Origin of the sequence: Citrobacter sp. Cu233 (assembly GCF_030332225.1) — a bacterium.
Classification (GTDB): Bacteria; Pseudomonadota; Gammaproteobacteria; order Enterobacterales; family Enterobacteriaceae; genus Citrobacter.
The window spans coordinates 418710-434803 of record NZ_JAOWIF010000028.1; the positions used below are offsets into that span (position 1 = coordinate 418710).

General features: G+C 51.0%; 18 protein-coding genes. 7 read left to right on the top strand and 11 right to left on the bottom strand.

The genetic code is table 11. The annotated features are described in order from the left end of the window. Positions 1 to 54: 54 nt before the first annotated feature. The 8 genes from potI to OGX95_RS02815 all read right to left on the bottom strand — a co-directional run bounded on the left by potI (position 55) and on the right by OGX95_RS02815 (position 7201). Positions 55 to 900, bottom strand: coding sequence for a putrescine ABC transporter permease PotI (gene potI, locus OGX95_RS02780; protein WP_286628236.1), 846 nt, complete (start codon positions 898 to 900; stop codon positions 55 to 57). Further along, positions 897 to 1850 carry a putrescine ABC transporter permease PotH gene (gene potH, locus OGX95_RS02785; protein ID WP_286628237.1) on the bottom strand — a complete coding sequence of 318 codons (954 nt, stop codon included), beginning with the start codon at positions 1848 to 1850 and terminating at the stop codon, positions 897 to 899. Before potH ends, potI begins: the two co-directional genes overlap by 4 nt. Before the next feature lie 9 nt (positions 1851 to 1859). Beyond that, the gene (gene potG / locus OGX95_RS02790) at positions 1860 to 2993 is read right to left on the bottom strand and encodes a putrescine ABC transporter ATP-binding subunit PotG (RefSeq protein ID WP_061067606.1); all 1134 of its coding nucleotides are present in this window, start codon (positions 2991 to 2993) and stop codon (positions 1860 to 1862) included. Positions 2994 to 3132: 139 nt separating this feature from the next. Further along, positions 3133 to 4245: a spermidine/putrescine ABC transporter substrate-binding protein PotF gene (gene potF / locus OGX95_RS02795; RefSeq protein ID WP_286628238.1), complete on the bottom strand. Its 1113-nt coding sequence runs from the start codon at positions 4243 to 4245 to the stop codon at positions 3133 to 3135. Between the two features lie 430 nt (positions 4246 to 4675). Continuing rightward, positions 4676 to 5152 carry a type III secretion system chaperone family protein gene (locus OGX95_RS02800; protein WP_286628239.1) on the bottom strand — a complete coding sequence of 159 codons (477 nt, stop codon included), beginning with the start codon at positions 5150 to 5152 and terminating at the stop codon, positions 4676 to 4678. 90 nt (positions 5153 to 5242) lie between these two features. Further along, positions 5243 to 6145, bottom strand: a complete 903-nt coding sequence (gene rimK, locus OGX95_RS02805; protein WP_286628240.1) for a 30S ribosomal protein S6--L-glutamate ligase — start codon at positions 6143 to 6145, stop codon at positions 5243 to 5245. Between the two features lie 59 nt (positions 6146 to 6204). Then, positions 6205 to 6927, bottom strand: coding sequence for a nitroreductase NfsA (gene nfsA, locus OGX95_RS02810; protein WP_286628241.1), 723 nt, complete (start codon positions 6925 to 6927; stop codon positions 6205 to 6207). Next, the gene (locus tag OGX95_RS02815) at positions 6911 to 7201 is read right to left on the bottom strand and encodes a YbjC family protein (protein ID WP_286628242.1); all 291 of its coding nucleotides are present in this window, start codon (positions 7199 to 7201) and stop codon (positions 6911 to 6913) included. Before OGX95_RS02815 ends, nfsA begins: the two co-directional genes overlap by 17 nt. 192 nt (positions 7202 to 7393) lie before the next feature. On the opposite strand from OGX95_RS02815, the gene OGX95_RS02820 reads away from it, so the two are divergent. After that, positions 7394 to 7657, top strand: coding sequence for a GrxA family glutaredoxin (locus OGX95_RS02820; protein WP_005123606.1), 264 nt, complete (start codon positions 7394 to 7396; stop codon positions 7655 to 7657). A gap of 34 nt (positions 7658 to 7691) precedes the next feature. On the opposite strand, the gene OGX95_RS02825 is transcribed toward OGX95_RS02820, so the two are convergent. Next, positions 7692 to 8072 (bottom strand): inner membrane protein YbjM, encoded by a 381-nt coding sequence (locus OGX95_RS02825; RefSeq protein ID WP_286628243.1) that lies wholly within the window; start codon positions 8070 to 8072, stop codon positions 7692 to 7694. Positions 8073 to 8341: 269 nt separating this feature from the next. Between OGX95_RS02825 and OGX95_RS02830 the strand changes: the two genes are divergently transcribed. Further along, positions 8342 to 10027 carry an aspartate:alanine antiporter gene (locus OGX95_RS02830; RefSeq protein WP_286628244.1) on the top strand — a complete coding sequence of 562 codons (1686 nt, stop codon included), beginning with the start codon at positions 8342 to 8344 and terminating at the stop codon, positions 10025 to 10027. 270 nt (positions 10028 to 10297) lie between these two features. After that, positions 10298 to 11095, top strand: a complete 798-nt coding sequence (locus tag OGX95_RS02835; protein WP_286628245.1) for an SDR family NAD(P)-dependent oxidoreductase — start codon at positions 10298 to 10300, stop codon at positions 11093 to 11095. 13 nt (positions 11096 to 11108) lie between these two features. Here OGX95_RS02835 and OGX95_RS02840 read toward each other — a convergent pair whose 3' ends face one another. Continuing rightward, on the bottom strand, positions 11109 to 12023 hold the full coding sequence (locus OGX95_RS02840; protein WP_286628246.1) for a DMT family transporter: 915 nt from the start codon (positions 12021 to 12023) through the stop codon (positions 11109 to 11111). A 102-nt stretch (positions 12024 to 12125) separates the two neighbouring features. On the opposite strand from OGX95_RS02840, the gene OGX95_RS02845 reads away from it, so the two are divergent. Then, positions 12126 to 13040 (top strand): LysR family transcriptional regulator, encoded by a 915-nt coding sequence (locus tag OGX95_RS02845; RefSeq protein ID WP_286628247.1) that lies wholly within the window; start codon positions 12126 to 12128, stop codon positions 13038 to 13040. Positions 13041 to 13045: 5 nt separating this feature from the next. Here the strand turns inward: OGX95_RS02845 and OGX95_RS02850 are convergent, their stop codons facing one another. Beyond that, positions 13046 to 13594, bottom strand: coding sequence for a TetR/AcrR family transcriptional regulator (locus OGX95_RS02850; protein WP_286628248.1), 549 nt, complete (start codon positions 13592 to 13594; stop codon positions 13046 to 13048). A gap of 85 nt (positions 13595 to 13679) precedes the next feature. On the opposite strand from OGX95_RS02850, the gene OGX95_RS02855 reads away from it, so the two are divergent. The 3 genes from OGX95_RS02855 (at position 13680) to OGX95_RS02865 (ending at position 16093) form a co-directional block, all read left to right on the top strand. Next, entirely contained in the window at positions 13680 to 14888 is a 1209-nt protein-coding gene (locus OGX95_RS02855) for an MFS transporter (protein ID WP_286628249.1), read from the top strand. After that, entirely contained in the window at positions 14888 to 15703 is an 816-nt protein-coding gene (locus tag OGX95_RS02860; RefSeq protein WP_271440621.1) for a Cof-type HAD-IIB family hydrolase, read from the top strand. Before OGX95_RS02855 ends, OGX95_RS02860 begins: the two co-directional genes overlap by 1 nt. 108 nt (positions 15704 to 15811) lie before the next feature. Then, positions 15812 to 16093: a hypothetical protein gene (locus OGX95_RS02865; RefSeq protein ID WP_286628250.1), complete on the top strand. Its 282-nt coding sequence runs from the start codon at positions 15812 to 15814 to the stop codon at positions 16091 to 16093. Position 16094 lies beyond the last annotated feature (1 nt).

Genomic DNA, 16094 nt, shown 5'->3' on the forward strand with positions numbered 1-16094 from the left:
CGGCGCAACCACCACAGCTGCGCCGTATAGACAGATTGGCAGATTTTAGTTTTTTCAGCCGCGTCTTGCACGTTGGATATCGCGTATCCGTTGTTTTTCTGTTCGCGCCATCAGATACCACGCGATAAATCCGATAATTCCTACCACGCCAAGGATCAGCGTCGCCAGTGCGTTGATCTCTGGGTTAACCCCCATACGTACGCTGGAGAACACCAGCATTGGCAAGGTTGTCGCCCCAGGACCAGAGACAAAGCTGGCGATAACCAAATCATCCAGCGATAGCGTAAAGGCCAGTAACCAACCGGAAATGACCGCCGGCATAATCATCGGCAGCGTAATGACGAAAAACACCTTCAGCGGCGTCGCGCCGAGATCCATCGCCGCTTCCTCAATAGAGTGATCCAGTTCGCGCAGACGCGACGAAATCACTACCGCGACATAAGCGGTACAGAAGGTGACGTGCGCAAGCCAGATAGTCAGCATACCGCGATCGGCTGGCCAGCCAATCGCATGTCCGAGGGCCACAAACAGCAACAACAATGATAAACCCGTAATGACATCCGGCATAACCAGCGGCGCGGTGATCATAAAGGCAAAACCGTTTGAACCACGAAAACGGCCAAAACGAACCATCACTACGGCAGCAATCGTACCAAGAATGGCTGCCATCGTCGCAGCACAGGCAGCAATCGTTAAACTCATGCCGACGGCACTCATCATTGCAGTATCGTGGAAAAGTTCACCGTACCAGCGTGTTGACCAACCCGCCCACACCGTCACCAGCCTGGAGCTGTTGAACGAATAGATAACTAACATCAGCATGGGAGCGTACAGGAACGTAAACCCCACGACCAGGATAAAGGTCCGCCACGGCGAGCGAATGACCGGTAAGTTATTCATCCGTGTTCCCCCACGCTTTTCTGCTGATATTTATGGAACCACATGATTGGCACAATCAGTAACAGCAACATGATGATGGCAACAGCAGACGCCACCGGCCAGTCACGGTTATTGAAAAACTCCTGCCATAGCACGCGGCCGATCATAATGCTGTCCGGCCCCCCAAGCAGTTCCGGAATAACAAATTCCCCTACTGCCGGGATAAACACCAGCATTGAACCGGCGATAATCCCGCCTTTGGTCAAAGGCACAATCACGCTAAAAAAGGTTTTCAACGGCCGTGCGCCCAGATCCAATGCAGCCTCCACCAGCGAATAGTCAATGCGCGTCAGTGCGGTATAAATCGGCAGCACCATAAAGGGCAAATAGGCATAAACAATACCGATATAAACCGCCAGGTTGGTATGCAGGATCGTCAATGGCTGATCGATAACGCCCAGCCACATCAGGAAGTTGTTCAGCACCCCGTTATTTTTCAGGATCCCCATCCAGGCATAGACGCGAATCAAGAAAGAGGTCCAGGAAGGCAGGATCACCAACAACAGCAAAATATTACGTGTAGAAGGTTTACTGTGTGCCACGGCCCACGCCAGTGGGTACCCCAACAGCAGACAGCAGATCGTCGAAATCCCCGCGACCTGCAAAGACTGCAGGTAAGCATCGAAATAGAGCGGGTCGTCCGTCAGTTGCAGGAAGTTACCTAAATTGAGCGTAATAGATAGCTGACCATCGGCCCATGCCACAAGGTCAGTGTACGGCGGTATCGCCCTGGCCATCTCGGACAGGCTTATCTTGAAGACAATCAGAAACGGCAATAAAAACAGGAGAACCAGCCACACATACGGCAGCGCGATCACCAGCTTGCGACCATGTTTCATTTGCAGCCGCGACATATACAGCGTGAAACGGCTCGCTTTTTCGGCACGTGCCGGAGGTTCAAGTGTACTCATCTTTACTCCTTAAACCGTCAACACCACACAGCTGTCCGCATCCCAACACAAACGTACCTCGTCACCCCAGGTCGGTAGCCCCTTACGATAGCGATGTTCGTTTTGCAGCTGGGCACTCAACATCTGGCCGCTTTTTAAACGCACGTGATACACAGACAAATCACCCAGGTAGGCAATATGCACCACCTCGCCCACCGCAAAGTTATAGCCATCCGGCGGAGGGGCATCACAGAGCATGATTTTTTCCGGACGAAGCGCGACATACACCGGTACGTTATCGACAATGGAAGTATCAGCATCCACTTTTAGCGGATGCACCAGCCCCGGAGAATCAATCACCAGACCGTCCTCCTGACGCTCCTTTAGCAGCCCTTCAAAAACGTTTACCGAACCGATAAATTCAGCGCTGTAGCGGGTGGTCGGGTGCTCGTAGATCTCTTCCGGCTCGCCAATCTGCACAAATTTTCCGCGGTTCATGATGGCTATACGACCCGCCATGGTCATGGCTTCTTCCTGGTCGTGCGTCACCATCACGCAGGTCACCCCTACACGCTCAAGGATATCAACCACTTCCAGCTGCATGCGGTCACGCAGTTTTTTATCCAAAGCGCCCATCGGTTCATCCAGTAACAGCAGCTTAGGGCGTTTGGCCAGGCTCCGGGCCAGTGCCACACGTTGACGCTGACCGCCTGAAAGCTGATGTGGCTTACGCTTGGCGAACTCCTGCATGTGCACCAGTCCGAGCATCTCATTCACCCGGCTAGCGATTTCCGCTTTCGGCAGCTTGTCCTGTTTGAGTCCAAAGGCAATATTCTGTTCCACCGTCATATGTGGAAACAGAGCATAGGACTGAAACATCATATTAATGGGACGCAGATAAGGTGGAACGTGCGCCAGATCGACACCGTCCAGCATGATTTGCCCAGTGGTTGGCAGCTCAAACCCCGCCAGCATGCGCAGCAGGGTTGATTTACCACAACCAGACGCACCAAGCAGGGCAAATATTTCGCCTTTGTAGATAGTGAGGTTGACGTCATCGACGGCATGCTGACCGTCAAATGACTTCGTCAGGTTGCGAATTTCAAGCAGCGGGGTCAGCGCCTTACGGATTTTCGCTTGTGGGCGTGGGGTTGCATCATTCACTTAAGTGCTCTCCGGCATAAAACAAAGAAACGGTGCAAATAACGCACCTTATTGGTGCGTATTGCCGGGTTTTGTGTGTTCGGGATCGCGACATCCCCGGCAGGCACAAGCACCGCCGGGTCGTGTCCAGAACATCGGGTTATTTCCCGCTTTTCACCTTCGTCCAGGCACGGGTACGTACACGATCGATCTTCGGATCCTGAACTTTCAGTGTGAACAGTTTGGCGCGCACGTCCGCTGGCGGATAGATACCTGGGTTATCACGAACTTCCGGGCTGACAAGCGCCGTCGCTTCTTTGTTAGCATTGGCGTAGAACACGTGATCGGAAATATGTGCAATCACATCAGGGCGCAGCAAGTAATTGAGGAACTGGTAGGCTTCGTCTTTGTTTTTCGCATCTGCAGGCATCGCGAACACATCAAAGAACGCCATCGCCCCCTCTTTTGGAATAGAGAAGGAGATATTGACGCCATTTTTCGCTTCTTTCGCGCGGTTTGCGGCCTGCCATACATCCCCTGCCCAACCAATTGCGACACAGGTATCACCATTTGCCAGATCGTTAATGTATTGCGAGGAGTGGAAATAACGGATATTCGGACGCAGTTTCAACAGCAAATCGGTTGCCGGCCCGGTGTAATCATCCGCTTTCGTGCTGTTTGGATCTTTACCCAAATAATTCAGCACGGTAGCAAACACTTCTTCAGGCGCATCGAGGAAAGAGACACCGCAGCTTTTGAGTTTTTCCAGATTCTCCGGTTTCAGGATCAAATCCCAACTGTTAACCGGAGCATCCGCACCCAGCACCGCTTTGACTTTATCCACGTTGTAGCCAATACCGGTGGTTGCCCACATATACGGCATAGCAAACTTATTGTCGGGATCGTGTTTACCCACCAGTTTCAGCAGTTCAGGATCGAGGTTTTTCCAGCCAGGCAGTTTGCTCTTATCCAGGGGCTGGAATACACCCGCGGTCAGTTGCCGTTCGAGGAAGCTGGCTGACGGGACAACGAGGTCAAAACCGGTGCTGCCAGCCATTAGCTTACCTTCCAGCACCTCATTGGAGTCAAATACATCATAAATGACTTTAATGCCGGTCTCTTTCTCAAAATTAGCCACCGTGTCCGGAGCAATATAGTCAGACCAGTTATAAATATGCAGTGTTTTTTGTTCAGCAGCGAGCGTGCCGGCAGAGAGGGTCATCAGAGCACCTGCAACCAGGCCTGATAACCATTTTTTATTTAAGGCGGTCATAATCTCTTTCCTTCTGAAAGTTCGTTAACAAACGAACAAAAAAGTCACACTCTAATGATATGCAAGAACCGTGCATATTATTTCATGCGGCATCAATGAAAGAGAGGTCTCTCTCCCCGCCGCTATTGCTCGCTGATATCCGCTGACTCATTCAACATGCATACAGCTACAGATAGCTCATAATGGGCAAATTGAACGGTGACGTTTATAAGCCTTGCAAGAATAACTTTAGCCAGGATTTGTGGATATAGCCCAGATAAAAAAACGTCTTTTATCAATTTTTTATGCAGGTTTTGTCTATGACGTAAAGCGGAAGGGGCAGAATCGAAGTGAATAACTCTTTAAGAAAAGGTTAAATGCAGAATAAAAACATGAAATATGCAACCGCTCTGGCAGCGGCTGCGCTATAGATACCCATATTCAGGAACTATTAGTGGAGGAAATGAACCTCTGCATTGCTGTTTTGTGCGTCTTCTTCGGCGTTAAACAACAACTGATGTGCCCCGGCTTCAAGGATCACCATCGATATCTGTTCCTCGCTCTGACGCACAAAACATTCAAACTGTTCAAACGTCACACCCGGCATAACGGATAAAGACTGGCAAACCACCAGCTTTGGCAGATTATCATCCTGCATATCCAGAAAGGCTTTTACCGTCAGCGAGCTGGCATTGATAGCGGACAGATCGGCGGCCAGCGGTAGCAGCGCTGAAGGTCTGACTTCCGCCATCGCGGAAAACAGAATGACGTTATCCACCAGATCAATTTTTGCATCAAAAATGCCGTCGAAGTTCTGCATGTGCGGTAGATGCAGCGCCTGACAGGTATCACATTCAAAAAAACTCATGCCCAGGTCGTCGAGCCATTGACGCAACGTATCCAGAGTGGGAACGACCAGTGATGTCATAATAATGTGCGACCTCTATTGATGAAAAAATTACCGGCACAGCTTACGCAAAAAGACCGTGTCATACCACGATCGCTATCGATATTGCGTTTAGCCGCCGATTTTAAGACAAAATTCAGGAGTAGCATGACGCTCGATCCACTGGATCATTCGCGCAGCAATATCTATCCCAGTGGTTTTCTCCACGCCTTCCAGCCCTGGAGAGGCGTTGACCTCCATAACCAGCGGTCCGCGTTCTGCACGCAGGATGTCGACGCCAGCAACGTCAAGCCCCATCGTGCGGGCAGCTTTAAGCGCAATGCCCCTTTCCTGCGGCGTGATATTGGCAATAGTGGCAACTCCCCCGCGATGCAAGTTAGAACGGAAATCGCCCTCTTTAGCCCGCCGCTCAATAGCCGCGACCACCTCATCACCCACGACGAAACAGCGAATATCTCGCCCCTTCGCCTCTTCGATATATTCCTGGACCAGAATATGGGCATTCAGACCACGAAATGCATCCACGACGCTCTCTGCGGCCTGGCGCGTTTCGGCCAATACCACACCGATCCCTTGAGTCCCCTCCACCAGTTTCACCACCAGCGGCGCACCGCCGACCATATCAATCATATCGCTGGTATCATCCGGCGAGTGGGCTATCCCGGTAATGGGCAGGTCAATTCCCTGTCGCGCTAACAGTTGTAACGAGCGCAGCTTATCGCGTGCGCGGGTAATCGCGACTGACTCATTCAGCGGGTAGCTACCCAGCATCTCAAACTGGCGTAATGCTGCCGTACCGTAGAAGGTAATGGCTGAGCCAATCCTTGGAATGACCGCGTCAAAATGGGGAAGCTGACGGCCTTTATAATGGATAGAAGACGCCGCTGGGCTAATGTTCATATAACAAGAAAGAGGATCGATAACTTCAACCAGGTGACCGCGTTGCATCGCCGCTTCACGCAGGCGCTTGCAAGAATAGAGCGTTCCATCCCGGGACAAAATGGCAATTTTCACCCTGCACCTCTCTAAAAGACCTGGTAAAAGCTGGCGTATCATACACTGGGTTAAACGCTTTAGCGCGTCGCCCATCCCTGTTTATGTAAATATTCCAGGATAAAGGGACGGCTTTCTTTAATGATGGTACGGCGAATATGATCGCTCCAGGTATCGCGACGCGTGTTGCTACCACGGGTCAGATAGTACTGCGCAAGCTGCTCATCATATTGCGACAATACATCCTGATCGAGCGGCTGGTACTGGTTTTCATGCACCACCAGTGTTGCTGGCAGCCGGGGCTTGATGTCCGGGTTATCCGCAGGCCAGCCGAGACACAGGCCAAACAGCGGCAAAACATGCTTTGGCAGCTTCAGTAATTCCGTTACCGGCTCAATATTGTTACGCAGGCCGCCAATGAACACACCGCCAAGCCCCAGTGATTCAGCCGCTGTCAGCGCATTTTGCGCCATCATCGCCGTATCAACCACGCCAAGCAATAATTGCTCCGCCAGCCCCAGTTGCGCATCGGGGCAAATTTGCAAATGGCGATTAAAATCAGCACAAAAAACCCAGAACTCGGCGGCCTGCGCGACGTGCTTTTGTCCACCCGATAATGTCACCAGGGACTCACGCAGATTTTGATCGGTAATACGAATTATCGTCGTGCACTGCAAAAAACTTGAGCTTGATGTCCCTTGAGCGGCAGCAATAATCGCCTCACGCTGTGCATCGGAAATACCTTCATCGGTGAAATGGCGAATGGAACGGTGGCTACGAATTAAATCAATGGTTGGAGTCATCTTTTTTTTCTCTGGCTGAATGGGAAGAAGCGTCGGGAGCACGCGACATCAGCTGCGGTGCCAACAGCTGCGCAATGCGCAACATCAATACCACCGCGGCGGGAAGCATCAACAGTACACCCAGAAATATCATTACCACACAGGCCAATGGCCCGTTTAGCGGTGCGGGTAAAGTGAGATAATCGTTAAGCGACAACAGCGCCAGCGATAACAAAACCATCCCGATGATTTCCAGAATCAATACGCTTTTGGGTAACACGCCCACTGTGCGCATAGGTGCCTCCCGATAAATGGCGCTTAGTGTAAAACGTTCCGACAGCCCATGTTTAACAAAAATGCGGTTTGAAAGACGAAGGCATAGACTAAGGATATCAAAGCAACAGGCTGAACCTGCTTTCCATCCGTCACAAATCGCGGCATCATAACAACATTCGCCATCCGGCCTGATAAGTTCGAGGAGATAGAGATGTTTGCCGTTATTTTTGGTCGCCCAGGGTGCCCGTATTGCGTGCGCGCAAAAGAATTAGCAGAAAAATTAAGCAATGAGCATGACGATTTTAACTTCCGCTACATTGATATCCATGCCGAAGGAATAACTAAAGCAGATCTGGAAAAAACGGTAGGTAAGCCAGTTGAGACCGTTCCGCAGATTTTCGTTGATCAACAACACATCGGCGGCTGCACGGATTTTGAAGCGTGGGCAAAAGAGAATATGAATCTGTTCGCCTGATAGCTGTTTCTACGCCCTCCGCTGGAGGGCGTCATCAGTTTTTTTTCCGCCGCTGACGCTGGTTGAATAAACTACTGATAAATAAAAAACACAATGCGCCAAGCGCGCACCAAAACACTGCACTAAACAACCATGCCAACTCTTGCCACAGCGAACGCGTCGGCATAAACACGAACCGCATCAGCAACAAGCAACACGGCGCTGCCAGTATTGCACCAAGAAGGGGTTTAAGCACTTCCCGACGGTGGGAGAAAAAGCTTGCCACAGCGCCAGGCAGTATAAAAAATAACAACCCGACCTCAGGATGCCCAGCCGCTCTAAATGCGCCTTTGATATTCAGCGTTAATGAAAGACACACTACAATAAAGAGCACAAAGCAGCAGATCGCACCCGCCCAACTTTGCTTATGTTTCAATCGTTCCTCCTGACACTCTCTCTATCGAACACTCTTTTCGCCCGCAGGCGTCCAGTCAGATAAAGTTACTCGGCATTCCATGCCAAAAACACACCCACACGATTCTTATAGCCGTTGATACGTAATGAGATTAAACTAGTCGCGTATATTGTCGTGCTGCATTATTTGGGGCTGTGTGCGATGCAGTCGCCCCTTAATTTCTGGCAAAAACATTAGCGTAAATTGCCATTTCTTTCAATAGCTTACTGGTAAACAAGAAGTTAGCCTCCGTGAATATAAACGTCGCAGATTTGTTAAATGGGAATTACATCCTGTTATTATTTGTGGTCCTGGCTCTGGGCCTGTGTCTGGGTAAATTACGCCTGGGGACAGTCCAACTCGGTAATTCCATTGGCGTTTTAGTGGTGTCCCTATTATTAGGTCAGCAGCACTTTAGTATTAACACTGATGCTTTAAATCTCGGCTTTATGCTGTTTATTTTTTGTGTCGGCGTCGAAGCCGGTCCCAACTTTTTTTCGATTTTTTTTCGCGATGGGAAAAATTACCTAATGCTTGCGCTGGTGATGGTCGGTAGTGCACTGCTGATCGCTCTGGGACTGGGTAAGCTATTTGGCTGGGATATCGGCCTGACGGCAGGCATGTTGGCAGGCTCAATGACTTCAACGCCGGTGCTGGTCGGCGCAGGTGACACATTGCGCCATTCGGGGATGACGGGAACACAATTGTCGACCGCCCTCGACAACCTGAGCCTCGGTTACGCACTGACCTATCTGATCGGACTGGTCAGCCTGATTGTCGGTGCCCGCTATCTGCCAAAACTGCAGCACCAGGATCTCCAAACCAGCGCCCAACAAATCGCGCGTGAGCGCGGTCTGGACACTGACGCCAACCGTAAGGTCTATCTGCCGGTGATCCGTGCCTATCGTGTCGGCCCGGAACTGGTTGCCTGGGCTGACGGTAAAAATCTGCGCGAGCTGGGCATCTATCGCCAGACCGGTTGTTATATCGAACGTATCCGTCGCAACGGTATTCTGGCTAATCCGGACGGAGACGCCGTGCTGCAGATGGGCGATGAAATCGCCTTAGTGGGCTACCCGGATGCGCATGCCCGCCTCGACCCAAGTTTTCGCAACGGCAAAGAAGTATTCGATCGCGATCTGCTCGATATGCGCATCGTCACCGAAGAGATCGTGGTCAAAAACCACAATGCCGTCGGCCGTCGTCTGGCCCAGTTGAAGCTGACTGATCATGGCTGCTTCCTGAACCGCGTGATCCGCAGCCAGATTGAGATGCCGATTGATGACAATGTTGTGCTCAATAAAGGCGACGTGTTGCAAGTAAGCGGCGATGCCCGCCGTGTGAAAACCATTGCCGATCGTATCGGCTTTATTTCCATTCACAGCCAGGTGACCGATCTGCTGGCTTTCTGCGCGTTCTTTATTATTGGCCTGATGATCGGGATGATCACCTTCCAGTTCAGTAATTTCAGCTTTGGCATCGGCAACGCGGCCGGGTTGCTGTTCGCCGGAATTATGCTCGGCTTCCTGCGTGCTAACCACCCGACGTTTGGCTACATCCCGCAGGGTGCGTTGAACATGGTGAAAGAGTTTGGTCTGATGGTCTTTATGGCTGGTGTCGGTTTGAGCGCAGGTAGCGGCATTGGTAATGGCCTCGGCGCAGTGGGTGGCCAGATGCTGATTTCAGGTCTGATTGTCAGCCTGGTGCCGGTTGTCATCTGTTTCTTGTTTGGGGCTTACGTATTGCGCATGAACCGGGCCCTGCTGTTCGGGGCAATGATGGGGGCACGTACCTGTGCGCCAGCAATGGAAATCATCAGTGATACCGCACGCAGCAACATTCCCGCTTTAGGCTATGCGGGCACATACGCGATTGCTAACGTTCTGTTGACGCTGGCAGGGACACTTATTGTCATCATCTGGCCAGGCATTGGTTAGAACTGTTTTTTTGCTTTTAATGAAAATTTTTTGCAGGTAAGCAGAACTTTTCTTAAAGGTGTCAGTCATAACTATTGCCACTGCTTTTCTTTGATGTCCCCAATTTGTGGAGCCCATCAACCCCGCCGTTTTGGTTCAAGGTTGATGGGTTTTTTGTTGCCTGAAATTTACCTCTCGTCCCCTCTTTATCACCCATTCTCCCTCTGATTTGCAGCATGCCGGTTATGGCACATACTTTTAAACTGTGCTGTTTCCATAAAGGGGTTAGCAATGTTACTGACTGACAAAATCGCTGTGATTTTCGGCGGCAGCGGCGCTATTGGTAGTGCGGTTGCGCGCGCAATGGCGCGCGAAGGTGCTCATGTGTACCTGGCCGCGCGCTGTCAGGAAAATCTGGACAGAACGGCCAGTAGCGTTCGCATGGTAGGCGGTACTGTCGACACATTTATCACCGATGTGCTCGATGAATATGACGCCGTGGAGCAGGTTACGCGCCTCGCTCAGCATACTGGCGGCATTGACGTAGTGGTCAATGCAACGGGTTTTAGGCATGAACAGGGAAAACGTATTGAAGCATTGTCCCTGGCTGAGTTTATGAGCGGTATCACTCCTTTCCTCTCAGCACAGTTCAACATCGCAAAAGCCGTCACACCGCATATGGGTGGTAAACGTGCTGGCGTTATTCTCTCTGTCGTCGCCCCTGCGGCCCCCATGGCGATGCCAGGCCACCTGGGCCACATTGTCGGTTGCGCGGGTGCAGAAGCCTTCATGAAAGCGCTGGCCAGCGAACTTGGCCCACGAAATATCCGTGTTCTCGGGGTACGATCGCACGCAATTATTGATGCCATGTCGGCGGGTTCTTACACGGGGGAAATATTTAGTGCCAAAGCCCAGTCGATGGGGCTAACCGTTGAGCAATGGTTGGGTGGTGCAGCACAAAGCACCATGATCGGACGCCTGCCTACGCTTGCACAAATCGCTGAGGTTACAACCTTTCTGGCTTCAGACCATGCCGGAGCAATGACGGCTACGGTGGTCAATATTACCGGGGGCGCAACCGTAAGCTAATTTACCCGCTCTTTCACGCCGTGCGCTGCTGCGGGCCTTTTTTTGCGCTCGGGCGGGAACACAATGCTATACCGCACATAATAACCAACGCGCTGACCAGATGATATGAATGCAGAGTGACGTGCATAAACATCACGCTAAATAATCCGCCACTCAGTGGAATCAAGTGTGAATAGATCTCTCCGCGCGTTGCGCCAATGGTGCTAATCCCTTTGTTCCATAACAGATATGACAGCCAGGAAGGAAAAATAACAAGGTATGCCAGCCCAGTAATAACCCCCGTATTTGCATAGCTATTCCAGCCCGGCATACCATTGTGTATCAACTCCAGAGTCAATACTGGAATAAGTACCATCGCGCCTATCAGGGCGCTCACGGCGACAAAGGCGTTTCCCTTTACCTCAACCGGTTTAATGCGTAAAAAAGCGCAATAGACCGCCCAACTCAGCGCTGACCCCATCGTCCAGAAATCGCCCTGATTCAGGTGTTCAAACACCCGCGCATGCATCACATCACCCTGTGATACCAACCAGATAACGCCAACGGTACTGAGGATCACGCCGGCAATATTACGCACAGAGATCCGCTCTCTAAAAAAGAATTTATTGATTAACAGGACGAGAGCCGGTGTGGTGGACATATAAATCGCCGCATTGAGCGACGTTGTATATTGCAGACCGATATACAACGTTAAGGGGAAAAGAACCTGACCACATAACGCGAGGAACACGATAGTACCAAAGGATTTTCTCATCGCTGGCCACTGCATGGCGATCTGTCGGAAATAAAGCGCCATCAATAGCAATGCGGTAAATACCCAGCGTGCTGCTGATAAAACGATGGGATTAACATCGGCAACCAATATATGGCCGACCACATAGTTCCCGCCCCAAAAACAGGCAGCCAGACTGAGTAAAAGATAGGGCATATTTGCGCCTTATTGTCAGTTGTACGGTATGACCACAAGGCTACGGCGGCGTGAGAATGAATGCTAATATAACGTTTTCATCCTTGTGCATAGATTAAAACTATGAAATTCACGCTAAGGCAACTTGAGTTTTACATCGCACTTGCAGAAACATTACAAATTTCCAAAGCTGCTGCGCGCTGCCATATTTCTCAGTCATCAATGACCATTGCCATGCGAAATCTGGAAGTATCATTAGACGTGCAGCTATTTGTACGTTACCCCAAAGGCGTGAAGCTCACCGTCGAGGGAGAGCGCTTTCTGGCACATGCCTGCAACATCATCAACAGTAGCCACTCGGCAGTTGACGCTTTGCATGACCGGAGCGACATTCTCACCGGCACGGTGCGCATAGGCATTGCCGAAACGCTCTCTGCCTATCTTATCCCGGATATACTCAACGATCTTGAACGACGCTTCCCTTTGCTGGAGATCGTATTTTATGAAGCTACTGCACCGGAACTGGTACAGGCGCTACGGGAAAAAAAGGTCGATTTTTGCCTGCTCCTGACCTCAAATATCAGCCACGACACCGATCTGGAAATCGAAACATTCATTCGTTCACAACGCCGCCTGTGGACGTCTGTTGGACATCCGCTCCAGAGCCAGCCCTCGATCCACCTTACTGATGTCGTAAAGCAGCCGTTTTTACTGCTGGAAACCGATAAATACCCTGACGTGATCATCGATTACTGGCAGCAGCGTGGCTATACGCCCAATATCTGTTTTCGCAGCAACTCTTTTGAGGCAATAAGAAGCCTGGTGGCAAAAGGCAGAGGAATAACCATTTTATCTGATCTGGTTTATCGCCCGTGGTCGCTGGATGGCCTGCGCGTCATGCACAGAACAATTGATGATTTTATTACCTGGATGGACGTCGGGACGGTAAAAACAGCGGCTCAACCGCTGACAACAGAAGCGATGAAAGTCATCGACTTTTTACGTCAGGCGATTTCCCGCCTCGACAAGCCATTTTAATGATTTTACTTCTGCGGCACGCCAGCAATGCGTTCCACCATCGTCAGAATATCTTCTCGCGATAGCGGTTTTTTGTCCGTGACAAAATGCAGCGTCATGCCCTCAAGAAACGCATCCAGCGCTCGTGCGGTTACCGGCTCGAACCACTGTTCCAGCGTCTGCTGGCTGCGTAACATCCAGTTTTGCATAACCGTCTTTAACGCCGGTTTACGGCTGGCAAACGCATACAATTGGTACATGAGTTCCATATTGCCAGGCGTAGTGACCTGGGAGCTATAGATCATATCGGTAATGGCATGGCAGGCCTGTGGCGCATTTTCAACACTGGCAAAAAATGCCTGATATTGCACAGACATGGTGTCAGTAAAACGCTCGAATGCCTCCATTAAAAGCTCATCTATTCCCGAAAAGTAATAGGTCATTGAGCCCAGCGGCACCTCGGCAATCATGGCGATTTTCCGGTGTGTAACCCCATGAATACCATGGATTATAACCGCATCCAGCGTGGCCTGGACTATTTTATCCCGTCGTCGTGGGTCGTTCGCGCGTCGCACTGCATTCCCTCTTTTTGCATTTGTGTACAAATGTACACAACCTTGCTAATGTTGTCTTCTTTCCTCTTTTCTTTGGCTCGAATTCATGACTGGCATCTCATCACGCAAAGCCTTAAGACGCCGTATGTGGGCGCTTTTCACATTCTTCTTTTTACCAGGATTATTAATGGCTTCCTGGGCGACGCGTACCCCTGCTATCCGAGACATCCTCTCTATTTCCACTGCCGAAATGGGCGCGGTGCTGTTTGGACTCTCAATTGGCTCGATGAGTGGCATTCTTTGTTCGGCCTGGCTGGTGAAACGATTTGGCACACGAAACGTCATCCGCACCACCATGTCATGCGCGGTGCTGGGAATGATAATTCTTAGCCTCGCATTATGGTTGCACTCCGCCTGGCTGTTCGCGTTTGGTCTGGGCGTGTTTGGTGCCAGTTTTGGCGCGGCTGAAGTTGCAATCAACGTCGAAGGCGCAGCGGTTGAGCGTGAAATGAACAAAACTGTGCTACCGATGATGCATGGTTTCTACAGCCTGGGAACGCTGGCTGGCGCAGGTGTTGGCATGGTACTTACCGCCGTCAGCGTTCCGGCGACCGCGCATATTCTGCTGGCGGCGATGGTGGCTATTACCCCTATTTTTATCGCGATTAAGGCTATCCCCGACGGCACAGGTAAGAATGCTACTGACGGTTCGCACACCGTTGAAAAAGGGTTGCCATTCTATCGCGATATCCAGTTGCTGCTGATTGGCGTCGTGGTGCTGGCAATGGCGTTTGCCGAAGGTTCCGCCAACGACTGGCTGCCATTACTGATGGTTGATGGGCATGGATTTAGCCCAACATCCGGATCGCTGATTTATGCCGGCTTTACGCTCGGTATGACCGTCGGGCGCTTCACCGGTGGCTGGTTTATCGACCGCTACAGCCGTGTGGCAGTAGTCCGCGCCAGTGCACTGATGGGTGCGATCGGTATCAGCCTGATCATTTTTGTCGACAGCTCATGGGTGGCAGGTGTCTCGGTGATCCTTTGGGGGCTAGGGGCTTCTCTCGGCTTCCCGCTGACTATTTCGGCCGCCAGCGATACCGGCCCTGATGCGCCAACCCGCGTGAGCGTTGTTGCGACTACTGGCTATCTGGCATTCCTAGTCGGCCCGCCGCTGCTGGGCTATTTGGGTGAACACTATGGCCTGCGCAGCGCCATGCTGGTTGTGCTGGCGCTGGTGCTTGTCGCGGCCATCGTTGCGAAGGCTGTTGCTAAACCGGATGTCAAAAATACAACTGTGATGGAGAACGGCTAATGGGTATCAAGTTAATTGCAGTAGACATGGACGGCACGTTTTTAAGTGACCAAAAGACCTATAACCGCGAGCGGTTTATGGCGCAGTACCGTCAAATGAAAGCGCAGGGGATCCGCTTTGTGGTCGCCAGCGGCAATCAGTATTACCAGCTGATCTCTTTTTTTCCCGAACTGGCCAATGAAATCTCATTTGTGGCAGAAAACGGGGGCTGGGTGGTCAGCGAAGGGGAAGATATTTTTAACGGTGAGCTGGCTAAAGACGATTTCCAGACCATCGTGGAGCATCTGCTGACCCGCGCAGACATCGAGATTATCGCCTGCGGCAAAAACAGCGCCTACACCCTGAAACAGTACAGCGATGAGCATAAATCCATCTCTGCCATGTATTATCACCGTCTTGAATTTGTCGATAACTTCGACAACATCAATGATGTATTCTTCAAGTTTGGGCTGAATATCTCCGACGATCGCATTCCCCAGGTGCAGGCAGATCTTCATGAGGCGATTGGCGACATTATGGTACCGGTGCATACCGGATACGGCAGTATCGATTTAATTATTCCGGGCGTTCATAAAGCCAACGGTTTACGCCTGCTGCAACAACGCTGGAATATCAGTGACGATGAAGTCGTGGTATTTGGTGATGGTGGAAACGATATTGAGATGCTACGCCAGGCCGGATTTAGCTTCGCAATGGCCAACGCTCACGAACCCGTTGTTCAGGCAGCAAAATATCGTGCGGGTTCGAATAACGAAGAAGGCGTGCTGAATGTCATAGATCGTGTACTAAAAAATGAAGCGCCCTTTACTCGTTAACGCATCAGCACAGACGGCAACAAAATGATGGCATGATCTATTCATAATCCGCCTCAAAATTAACCCGCTGGATTATTAACTCCAGTGAATATTTCAGGCGAGCGAATTATGAAAAAAAGTGTACTGATGGCAACAGTGTTGCTGGGATTTGCAGGAACAGCATCTGCACAGAATGTTACTGTTGATGTGCCAGGCGGATACAAAGTGGTGGTCGTTCCTTCTTCCGTCAACGTTCCACAGGCGGTCAGTGTCACTACTGCCCCGCAAACGGTTTATGTTGCTCCGGCAGCCACTCCAGCCCCTGTTTACCGCGCACATCCGTATGCGCGCCATGTTGCCAGCGTAGGTGAAGGGATGGTCATTGAGCATCAGATTGACGACCATCACTAAT